This is a genomic window from Rhodanobacter aciditrophus (assembly GCF_042679525.1).
Taxonomy (GTDB): domain Bacteria; phylum Pseudomonadota; class Gammaproteobacteria; order Pseudomonadales; family Marinomonadaceae; genus Marinomonas; species Marinomonas aciditrophus.
The window spans coordinates 119,076-128,784 of sequence record NZ_JBHTMN010000017.1; the positions used below are offsets into that span (position 1 = coordinate 119,076).

At 46.1% G+C, this 9,709-nt stretch carries 14 protein-coding genes; 8 read left to right on the forward strand and 6 right to left on the reverse strand.

The features are described from left to right. Nucleotides 1-4: 4 nt before the first annotated feature. From lolA to cobA, 5 genes are read left to right on the forward strand one after another with little or no spacing between them, the layout of a single operon-like run. On the forward strand, nucleotides 5-613 hold the full coding sequence (lolA, locus tag ACFQ45_RS14975) for an outer membrane lipoprotein chaperone LolA (protein WP_377369119.1): 609 nt from the start codon (nucleotides 5-7) through the stop codon (nucleotides 611-613). Continuing rightward, on the forward strand, nucleotides 614-1,969 hold the full coding sequence (locus ACFQ45_RS14980) for a replication-associated recombination protein A (protein WP_377369121.1): 1,356 nt from the start codon (nucleotides 614-616) through the stop codon (nucleotides 1,967-1,969). After that, the gene (crcB, locus tag ACFQ45_RS14985) at nucleotides 1,966-2,337 is read left to right on the forward strand and encodes a fluoride efflux transporter CrcB (protein WP_377369123.1); all 372 of its coding nucleotides are present in this window, start codon (nucleotides 1,966-1,968) and stop codon (nucleotides 2,335-2,337) included. Before ACFQ45_RS14980 ends, crcB begins: the two co-directional genes overlap by 4 nt. A gap of 55 nt (nucleotides 2,338-2,392) precedes the next feature. Then, on the forward strand, nucleotides 2,393-3,688 hold the full coding sequence (gene serS, locus ACFQ45_RS14990) for a serine--tRNA ligase (protein ID WP_377369125.1): 1,296 nt from the start codon (nucleotides 2,393-2,395) through the stop codon (nucleotides 3,686-3,688). 59 nt (nucleotides 3,689-3,747) lie between these two features. After that, nucleotides 3,748-4,488, forward strand: coding sequence for a uroporphyrinogen-III C-methyltransferase (gene cobA, locus ACFQ45_RS14995; protein WP_377369127.1), 741 nt, complete (start codon nucleotides 3,748-3,750; stop codon nucleotides 4,486-4,488). 50 nt (nucleotides 4,489-4,538) lie between these two features. Here cobA and ACFQ45_RS15000 read toward each other — a convergent pair whose 3' ends face one another. The 6 genes from ACFQ45_RS15000 to hpf all read right to left on the reverse strand — a co-directional run bounded on the left by ACFQ45_RS15000 (nucleotide 4,539) and on the right by hpf (nucleotide 7,086). Continuing rightward, nucleotides 4,539-4,886 (reverse strand): TusE/DsrC/DsvC family sulfur relay protein, encoded by a 348-nt coding sequence (locus ACFQ45_RS15000; RefSeq protein WP_377369129.1) that lies wholly within the window; start codon nucleotides 4,884-4,886, stop codon nucleotides 4,539-4,541. Beyond that, the gene (locus tag ACFQ45_RS15005; RefSeq protein ID WP_377369131.1) at nucleotides 4,864-5,148 is read right to left on the reverse strand and encodes a DsrH/TusB family sulfur metabolism protein; all 285 of its coding nucleotides are present in this window, start codon (nucleotides 5,146-5,148) and stop codon (nucleotides 4,864-4,866) included. Before ACFQ45_RS15005 ends, ACFQ45_RS15000 begins: the two co-directional genes overlap by 23 nt. A gap of 10 nt (nucleotides 5,149-5,158) precedes the next feature. Beyond that, nucleotides 5,159-5,503 (reverse strand): DsrE family protein, encoded by a 345-nt coding sequence (locus ACFQ45_RS15010; protein WP_377369133.1) that lies wholly within the window; start codon nucleotides 5,501-5,503, stop codon nucleotides 5,159-5,161. A gap of 1 nt (nucleotide 5,504) precedes the next feature. Beyond that, nucleotides 5,505-5,897 carry a sulfurtransferase complex subunit TusD gene (tusD, locus tag ACFQ45_RS15015; RefSeq protein ID WP_377369135.1) on the reverse strand — a complete coding sequence of 131 codons (393 nt, stop codon included), beginning with the start codon at nucleotides 5,895-5,897 and terminating at the stop codon, nucleotides 5,505-5,507. Nucleotides 5,898-5,978: 81 nt separating this feature from the next. After that, nucleotides 5,979-6,635 carry a Bax inhibitor-1/YccA family protein gene (locus tag ACFQ45_RS15020; RefSeq protein WP_377369137.1) on the reverse strand — a complete coding sequence of 219 codons (657 nt, stop codon included), beginning with the start codon at nucleotides 6,633-6,635 and terminating at the stop codon, nucleotides 5,979-5,981. A 133-nt stretch (nucleotides 6,636-6,768) separates the two neighbouring features. Further along, nucleotides 6,769-7,086: a ribosome hibernation-promoting factor, HPF/YfiA family gene (gene hpf / locus ACFQ45_RS15025; protein ID WP_377369139.1), complete on the reverse strand. Its 318-nt coding sequence runs from the start codon at nucleotides 7,084-7,086 to the stop codon at nucleotides 6,769-6,771. Nucleotides 7,087-7,332: 246 nt separating this feature from the next. Between hpf and ACFQ45_RS15030 the strand changes: the two genes are divergently transcribed. From ACFQ45_RS15030 to ACFQ45_RS15040, 3 genes are all read left to right on the forward strand, one after another. Beyond that, nucleotides 7,333-8,178 carry a DnaT-like ssDNA-binding domain-containing protein gene (locus ACFQ45_RS15030; RefSeq protein WP_377369141.1) on the forward strand — a complete coding sequence of 282 codons (846 nt, stop codon included), beginning with the start codon at nucleotides 7,333-7,335 and terminating at the stop codon, nucleotides 8,176-8,178. Continuing rightward, nucleotides 8,144-8,893, forward strand: a complete 750-nt coding sequence (locus tag ACFQ45_RS15035; protein ID WP_377369143.1) for a replication protein P — start codon at nucleotides 8,144-8,146, stop codon at nucleotides 8,891-8,893. Before ACFQ45_RS15030 ends, ACFQ45_RS15035 begins: the two co-directional genes overlap by 35 nt. A gap of 149 nt (nucleotides 8,894-9,042) precedes the next feature. Continuing rightward, complete coding sequence (locus ACFQ45_RS15040) at nucleotides 9,043-9,645, forward strand: response regulator (protein ID WP_377369144.1); 603 nt, start codon at nucleotides 9,043-9,045, stop codon at nucleotides 9,643-9,645. Nucleotides 9,646-9,709: the final 64 nt, after the last annotated feature.

The following is a 9,709-nucleotide window of genomic DNA, read 5'->3' on the forward strand; positions in this document are numbered from 1 at the left end:
AATCATGTACCGAATTTTATTAGCCGTTTTAGTGTGCTTTTCCCCATTCCTTTGGGCACAAGAGTCCACTGCCAGCTTGTCACAATTGTTAGAAAGCAATCGTGATGTGGAAGGTGAGTTTCGCCAAGTGACCTATAACGAGCAAGGTGAACAGGTTCAGGTGAGCGAAGGGGTGTTCTTATTAGCGGCACCAAATCGCTTTGTTTGGGATACTATTTCACCTTTTCCCCAGCGTATTATTTCTGACGGTCAGCTTGTGACAATCTGGGATGTGGATTTAGAGCAGGCGACCCAAAAGCCATTTTCTTCTACAGTAGGAAACTCTCCAGCGGCATTGCTGGGTGAGTCTGCCGACAGTGTGTTGACCCATTACAAGGTAGAGCAAACCAGTGGGGCAAAATATCGTCTAACGCCCAATGAATCAGATGACTTATTTAACTCTCTGACATTGTCTTTCGATAATGGTGTGATTGATGCCATGAGCATCAAGGATGTGTTGGGGCAAATCACCGTGATTGAGTTTTCTAATGTGGAAGCCCATGAAGGGGTCTCAGATCAGAACTTCAATATAAATTTGCCTGAGTCAGTTGATCTTATTGTTGAGCAGCCATAAATGACGGACTTGTTTTCCACCAATGATCTTGATCTTTCGCAACCTTTGGCGGCGCGGATGCGCCCTAAGCGACTGGAAGACTATGTGGGCCAAGACCATTTGGTGGGAGAAGGTAAGCCCCTACGCAAAATGGTTGAGCGTCGGCAGGGGCACTCCTTTATCCTATGGGGGCCACCTGGGGTCGGTAAAACCACTTTTGCCCAGTTATTTGCTCACTCGTTAGATGCCAAATTTATTGAATTATCGGCAGTTATGTCAGGGGTGAAAGACATTCGCGCTGCGGTAGATGAGGCCAAACAGTGGCGTATGATGACGCAAAAGGCGACCTTGCTGTTTGTTGATGAAGTCCATCGTTTCAATAAATCCCAGCAAGATGCTTTTTTGCCCTACATTGAAGATGGCACCTTTCTGTTTGTTGGGGCTACTACGGAAAATCCGGCCTTCGAGCTAAATTCTGCACTCTTGTCCCGTGCCCGGGTTTATCGCTTGCAAACTCCAACCCAAGACCAACTCATGGTGGCTATGAAAAGAGCCTTAGCAGATCCAGAGCGCGGATTGGGTGAGCAGCGAATTCAAATCACTGATGAGTTGTTAGCTATCCTCGCAACGGCGGCAGATGGCGATGTGCGTCGTAGTCTGAACTTTTTGGAAATCCTATCTGATTTTTTGGAAGTGGGAGAAACCGTTACCAAAGCCCATTTGGAAGATGTGTTAGGGGGTAGCGTTAGGCGTTACGACAAAAATGGGGATGTGTTTTACGACCAAATTTCAGCCTTTCATAAGTCGGTACGTGGCTCTTCCCCCGATGGGGCTCTGTATTGGATGGCGCGTATGTTGGATGGTGGTTGTGACCCCCTTTATATTGCTCGTCGCCTTTTAGCGATTGCGTCGGAAGACATAGGCAATGCGGATCCAAGAGCGTTACAGGTTGGGTTGAATGCCTGGGATGTATTTGAGCGAGTGGGGCCCTATGAAGGAAACCGAGCTATTGCTCAGGCAGCGGTTTATATGGCCTGTGCCCCCAAAAGTAATGCCGTCTATATGGGATTTAGTCAGGCTTTGAGTGATGTGGCCAGTCATCCTAGCTACGAAGTCCCCAACCATTTGCGAAATGCTCCAACTGATCTCGCGAAAGAAATGGGACATGGTGAAGACTACCGCTATGCCCACAATGAGCCTAATGCCTATGCGGCAGGTGAGCGCTATTTGCCTCCAGAATTAGCCACAGAGCGTTACTATCAGCCAACGGATCGAGGTTTGGAAAAGAAAATAGGCGAAAAACTCGCTTGGCTTGCAGAGTTAGACAGTGTGTCTTTACAGCAACGCTATCAAGATGATGAGGATGTAACTCGATGATCTATTTTATGGTCGCATTGGGTGGGGCTTTGGGGGCTCTATGTCGATTTGGTGCTACCAAATGGATTAATAGTGCTTGGAGCTATCCATTTCCCTTGGCTACTATGTCGATCAATATAGTCGGTAGCTTCTTGATGGGGGTGGCATTTGTGGTGGTGAGTGAGCGGATGGCTTCCTTTGAAGCTTTTAGACCTCTTATTATGGTGGGCTTTTTGGGAGCTTTTACCACTTTCTCGACATTTTCCCTAGAAATCGTCTCTCTCTTGAATCAGCAGGCTTGGCTAAGTGCCATAAGCTATTTATCATTGAGCTGTGTGTTAGGTGTGTTAGCGCTGACAGCAGGCATTGGTATGGCGCGCTTATTTTAATTTGTACATCGAACAACTATTTATTCATTCATTTACATAAGGTTTTGTTGCAGCAATGTTAGACATTAAAGCTCTTCGGGCAGATCCAGAAGCGATCGCCGCGCTACTTAAGAAAAAAGGCTTTGATTTGGACGTCGCTACGTTCTCCAATTTAGAAGAACGTCGTAAGTCTATTCAGATTGAAACTGAGACGCTGCAGCAGTCCCGTAACTCTGTATCCAAGGAAATCGGCGCTGCGATGAAGGCTGGTGATAAAGCCTTGGCAGATGACTTAAAAGCGCAAACAGCTACTCTTGGGGATGACCTAGCGAAAGCTAAGGAGCAGCTGGCTGGCGTTCAGGCTGACCTAGACAGTCTGCTGGAGTCTATTCCCAATATTCCTCATAGTTCCGTGCCAGAAGGTGTGAGCGAAGACGACAACGTTGAAGTCCGCCGTTGGGGAACGCCTCGTGAGTTTGACTTTGAAGTGAAAGACCATGTGGACGTAGGTTCTGCAATTGGCATGCTGGACTTCGAATTGGCGGCAAAAATCACCGGTTCACGTTTTGCTGTGATGCGTTCTGATTTGGCTCGTCTGCATCGCGCATTGACGCAGTTTATGTTGAACACGCACATTGAGGAGCATGGCTACTCTGAAGTTTACGTACCTTACCTAGTGAATGCCGCGTCTCTAAAAGGGACAGGCCAGCTTCCTAAGTTTGAAGAAGATTTGTTTAAGGTGCCTGTAGATAAAGACAGTGGTAACAGTGACCTGTATTTGATCCCTACTGCAGAAGTGCCTGTGACCAACATTGCCCGTGATGAGATCCTTAATGACGCGGACTTGCATCACAGCTATGTCGCTCATACACCTTGTTTCCGTAGTGAAGCGGGCAGCTATGGTCGTGATACTCGCGGCATGATCCGTCAGCACCAGTTTGAAAAAGTGGAGTTGGTGCATATTTGTCGTCCAGATATTTCTGAGCAAGTGTTAGAAAGCTTAGTAGGGCATGCGGAAGTGATTTTGCAGAAGCTAAATCTGCCTTACCGCACGGTTATCCTATGCGGTGGTGACTTAGGTTTCTCTGCTCATAAGACTTACGACATTGAAGTTTGGTTACCAGGCCAGCAAAAATACCGTGAAATTTCTTCTTGTTCTAACATGGGGGATTTCCAAGCTCGTCGTATGCAGGCTCGTTGGAGAAACCCAGAGACAGGCAAGCCAGAATTGGCACACACATTGAATGGTTCTGGTTTGGCAGTGGGGCGTACTTTGGTCGCTGTATTGGAAAACTACCAGAACGAAGATGGATCTGTAACCGTTCCTGAAGTACTTGTACCGTACATGGGTGGCAAAACGAAGATCGGCTAATTTGATCTTTATGGATTCTAAAAGCCCCGCCATGGGGCTTTTTATTTGGGCAGTAAATTATGATTGGTAAAGTGTATTTAATCGGTGCTGGGCCAGGTGACCCAGATCTTCTAACTATGAAAGCGCACCGACTTTTATTGAGTGCAGATGTGGTGCTTTATGATCGCTTAGTAGGAGAGCAGATCATTGCCATGATCCCAGACAGCGCAGAAAAGCTGTATGTTGGCAAAGCCAAGTCATTGCATAGCCTACCGCAAGAAGAGATTAACTCCCTATTGGCGAAAAAAGCCAAAGAGGGCAAGGTAGTCGTGCGCTTAAAAGGAGGTGATCCTTTTATTTTCGGGCGTGGCGGTGAAGAGCTAGAAGAGCTTGTGGAAGAGCAAGTACCTTTTGAAGTTGTCCCTGGAGTGACTGCGGCAGCAGGTTGTGCAGCTTATGCAGGTATTCCACTCACTCACCGAGATTACGCTCAGTCGGTTCGTTTTTTAACGGGGCACTTAAAAGATGGCTCTACCGAGTTGCCATGGGAAGAATTAGTGCATCCAGCGCAGACTCTAGTGATCTACATGGGGTTAACGGGTCTTGAGTCCATCAGTCAATCCTTGATTCGTTTTGGTATGCGTCCCTCTATGCCTGTGGCGGTTGTAGAAAAGGGCACATCTGCAAACCAGCGTGTCTTTACCTCAACCATGAAGGACATACATCAAGTGGTTTTGGACAATGAAGTGAAATCCCCTGCCTTGTTGATCATAGGTGAAGTGGTGACATTGCAGAATAAGCTCGCTTGGTTCAACGAGTAATCAAACTAGAAAGACTTACTCTAAAAAGCAGCTCCTATGAGCTGCTTTTTTTATAGGCAATTGGCTGGTTTCGGTAACCCGGCAATTTTTGCCGCGAGCTTTGGAGGGCTGCCTGGGAAGAGTTTCATCAAATAGATACTTTTGCCTTTATCTGGACCAAGTTCCTTACTGACAGCTTTTACTAAAGGGCGCATGGCTGGGGACACTTCAAACTGCTGGTAAAAGCGTCGCAATAGCAGGATGATCTCCCAGTGGTCGGGAGTTAACTCTAAGCCTTCAGAGCGAGCGATATCGTCACCCAGTGTCTCATCCCATTTTGCAAGATCGAGTAAGTAACCTTCTTCATCAAATAATTCAGTAGGAAGCGCCATCAAATCACCAACTAATAATTTTTTCATGTGAAACGGTTTCGTTTAGCCATTCTTGATCGGTAATACATTGGCCAATCTTTGGCGAAATGCCATACGCCTTCACATCGGCCTCTCGTATTAGCAAAGTTACCCCCCGTGCAGTTAAAGCTTCTAATGGGGCTGTAGAGCCGATAGTGCGCAAGACGCCCGCTTCGATCAGGATCAGGCTGTCGCCAGAGGTTAAACTCGCTTGCCAGTCTTGTTCGATGGCATCTGGGTAGCAAGATTGATTAATTTGATATAACGGCATGATCTTGCTCCTAGAATCGGTAGATATGGCTGTGCTCTGTGAGCATTTGTGTCCAAGTAGATTCGTCCAGGGGGGTGACGCCTTCCCAAAGTACTTCTTGGTTAGTGTCCCATTCCTGCTGTTTTACATAGACATTTTCAATATCGTAGAACTCAAGGCCATCAAGTAGTTTGTATAAATGTTTGCCATGACGGGAGCTTGGGGTTTGGCCCTGACGGGCAACAACCAGTGCATCGCCTGTAATGCAGAGGCTTACATCTTGTTCAAAGGTGCCCAACACTAAAGCTAGATCTAAAGCTTCTTTCAAGGCGAGGGAGCTATAAGGTGAAGAAGATAAATATATGAGCGTTTTCATATCAACCAAACCTCACAACTCTATCGCACTCATTACTCAGACTCACCCAAGTACCTAGGCCTTCCAGTTGAAAACCTTCCGCTAGATTCGAGGCGGGGAGCTCATGTCGAGTTGCTTCTGCATCGTTGACAATGCCTCGTCGAATGGCCGCAGCAATACAAATATAAAGCGGGATATCATTGGCTTGAGCGAGCGCTGCCCATTCATCGCGAATGTTGCATTCATCTCTTGGGGGCATGGCAAACAGTGAAGCAATGTGTGTGGCTTCCTCATAAAAGAACACGCCTTTAAGGTGATGAGCTTCGCTGTCTACAATGGCTTGAGCGAAATCAAGGGCGCTGTGACAGGCTCTGGTGGCGGTAGGGCTGCCAGTAATAAATAGTGAAAAATTCATAATGGTGTCGGTTGATGCTTTCGGTGAATTTTACACACAAAAAAGGCCGCAGTCTGCGGCCCTTTTTTAGGTAAGGGGAAATTAATCGTCGCTCGCCATACCGAATAGAGACAATAGAGATAGGAACATGTTGTAGAGAGACACATACAGGTTCACGGTAGCCATAATGTAGTTTGTCTCACCGCCACGTACGATTTCACTGGTTTGCAGTAAAATTACGGCCGCAGAGAACAAGGTGAAACCAACAGAGATGAAGATCTGCAAAGCAGGAAGCTGAATAAAGAAACCAGCAATCATGGCAAACACTAGCGCGAAGAAACCGACGGTTAGGAAGCCATTTAGGAAGCTGAAATCTTTCTTAGAAACGATGGCATAAGCCGAAAGACCTAGGAATGACAAGCCAGTCATACCCAGTGCACTCATGATGATGCTGGTGCCGTTTGCCATACTGAGATAGCCGTTGAGGATTGGGCCAAGCGTTAGTCCCATAAAACCTGTCAGAGCGAACACGCAAAGCAGGCCTACAGCACTATTGCGGCACTTATAAGTAAGGAAAAGTAACCCATAAAAACCAACCAACGTTAGAATCAATCCAGGGTGTGGCAGGTTGAATGCCATACTAATCCCTGCAGTGAATGCACTAAACAACAAGGTTAAAGACAGCAAACCATAGGTGTTGCGAAGCGTTTTGTTGGCCGCTTGGGACGAATGTGTCGAAAGGGCTTCTGTGTAACGCATAATCAGGACTCTCCTTAATTAATTATACTTTTATAAGACAGACTATGCGGGTAGGAGTTCAAAACTTCAACTGATTTTAATGTCATAAACAAAAACGCCCACTAAAAAGTGGGCGTTATTCGTAATAGAAGGATTATGAGACGACTGATGCCTTATGGGTGCCTGAAGCTTGTTTGGTTTTGTGTTTATCTACTTGGCGAGCAAGTTTATCTATCATGCTATCAATGGCATGGAAAAGACGATCTTCTGACGATGAGGTGGCAAACAGCTCTTTTCCGGGTAAATGTATTCGTGCTTCTGCTTTCTGTTCTTTACTGTCTTTAATTAGGGTCACGTTCACGGATGTAATTTGATCACTAAGTTTGGCAAGTTTATTCATTTTTTCATTGATGTGATCTTTGATGGCTGGGGTGACGTCGACGTGATGACCAGTGATATTGATTGTGTACATACAACTTTCTCCTCAGTAAAGTTGGCCGACAAGTGGCGTTTGCGGGAGCAAACGTCGCGGCACATTTCCAGCATAGAAGTGGCTTTTTACTCTGTCAAATGGATTTAATGTCCTAGAAATACAATTGTCATGAAGCTATGAATCAGCAAAAAAATCCCCTTGAAGCGGATCTTAAAATAGAGTTATCGTGCTTCTACATTCACCATTTGATAGACTGACCGACTATCCATTATTTTGCTGTTAAATATGTCTGCTAACGATTTCACGCTACCCATTTCCTTTAATTTAGCCTGTGAGTTTGGGCTGGAAGAAAGTGTGCTGCTGACCTACTTGCGTCAGCGCGCTCACCATTTGCGTAGTCGTCAAATGGTGATATCCCATCGAGAATTAGCGGAATTACTGCCTTTTTGGACAACTCCTTACATAGTGCGTTTGCTGTCCAGTTTACAAATGGCAAGCCAGGTTCAATTTCGTAAAACCGATGCGGGGATAGAATTGGCATTGGAAGCTGGCAATACCAGTCAACCTGAGACGCAAAGCCACTCTTCTCAGCAGCCCTTATCAAGAGAAAGCAAGCCACAGCACTCTCCTATATCTAAAGAGGATGCTGTGGGTAAGCTGTCGCGCTTGCAAAATGAAGCGGCCCGTAAGCCTCCAGCGCAAGCAACCTTTACAAATCGCAGTCGATCGGTAGAAACCGAAAACCGCGGTGTCGCGCCTATGCCTATGCCAAGCCAAGGAGACCGACGTGGCCTTTCGGACTTTGATTTGTATCTGGAAGCTAAAGAAAGGAACCGACAGCCAGATCAATGGTTGCCAGAAGAAGCGACCTTTGAACAAATACAGCAGGCAGGGGTGGAGCGAGCCTTCGCTGAGTCGTTATTAGCGGAGTTCTTGCTTCGTATAAAGGAACAGCGTAAAAACGTTAGAACTTGGAACAGCGAATTTTTTAAATACGTAAAACGTCAATGGCAATACAAGCAATCGGATCGTCAGTCCTATGAAGGAACCTCAACCTATTCAGCAAATCCTAAATCCAATCGCGAGCAAGTTAGCAGTGCCCTCACCAACATCCACGACACAGACTGGTAGCGAACAAGCGCAGAAGTCACAAGAGTCTCAGGAAGCGGAGCAGCGTACTCGTGTATTGGTCAATATGCTGTTTGCTCGATTTAAGGCGATTTACACTCATAAGTTTGCATCGGCTTATGCCACCACGGAAGAAGTAAAACTTGCAAAGCGGGAGTGGGCGATTGCCCTTAAAGGCTTTCAAGAACCCTTGTTGGCGTTTGCGGTAGAGCGTACCAAAGAGCGTTTTGCTTGGCCGCCAACCATTTCTGAGTTTTTATCAGTGATCCATACGGCTTATAAGGCCTATGGTTTGCCAGAACCAAGACGAGCTTATGCAGAGGCGTGTCAATGTCGTAGTGATCCGCGCCAGTTTCAATGGAGTCATCCAGCGGTATTTTTTGCTGGTACTGAGACCGGCTGGTATCGCCTAAGTACTGAAGACGAGCGCGTCACTTGGCCATTGTTTGAAAAAAGCTATATTGCCTTGGTAGATCGCGTCATAAACGGAGAAAAACTGAAGATACCTTCAGTTATTATGATTGAGGATAAAAAGTCCCCCGTTGTAGATGATTTGCTAAAGAGTATTGCGCAAGAGTTGTCAATTCCTGAAACTGAGGTTGCTCAACACTTGTATTACCTGTACAAGACCAAGGGGACGAAAATTCGTGCCCAATATCGAGATCGTGCACAGCAAACTTTGGAGAAAATGGGCTTTACAGGAAGCTTACCAAATTAACGTGGATTCGCTTACAGGCGGCATGTTTAATCTGATTTTTATGTAATATTATTACAAAATGCTACCGTGTGTAAGTGTATATCCCTTTTAGCTACGAAGTGTAAACGGTACTATATCGCAATTAGGTTTAGGCCGTATGTGAGGTAAAGATGCGTAAGATTTTGATCGTCGATGACCACACCATGGTGTGTGAAGGGATCAAGCGTGTCATTGAAGACGTAGAAGGTGTCGAAGTTTATGCCACTGTGCACAGTGGTGAGGACGCCATCCGATTATTGAGAAAGGACCCTGTTGATATTGTATTAATGGATGTCCATATGCCGGGAATGGGTGGTCTTGGGGCAACTCGAGAGATTAAGCGCTTATTTCCAAATACCAAGGTCATTGCATTGTCGGCTATCGATGATGCGCCATACCCAGCCAAAATGATGGAAGCAGGGGCAAGTGGTTACGTGGCCAAGGGCTCTGACATGCCTGAATTGCTCGAAGCAATTGATGTGGTGTTAAAAGGTGAACAATACCTGTCTCGCGTGGTGGCGCAAAAAGTGGCTTTGTCTCGAACCACTAAAAATGGCTCAGAATCCCCCTTTGACGAATTGTCTGATCGTGAACTGCAAGTGGCGCAGATGATCGTTGATTGCGTTAAAACCAAAGAAATTGCCGACAAGTTAAATGTCTCCGATAAAACGGTGAGTACCTTCCGAAAGCGCATTTTTACGAAACTTGGGGTGGGAAGTGATGTAGAGCTTTGAATCGCCACTAGTTAGCTAGACACCTTTTAGTTAGATAAAATGATCTAATTGAGAGGTATTTATG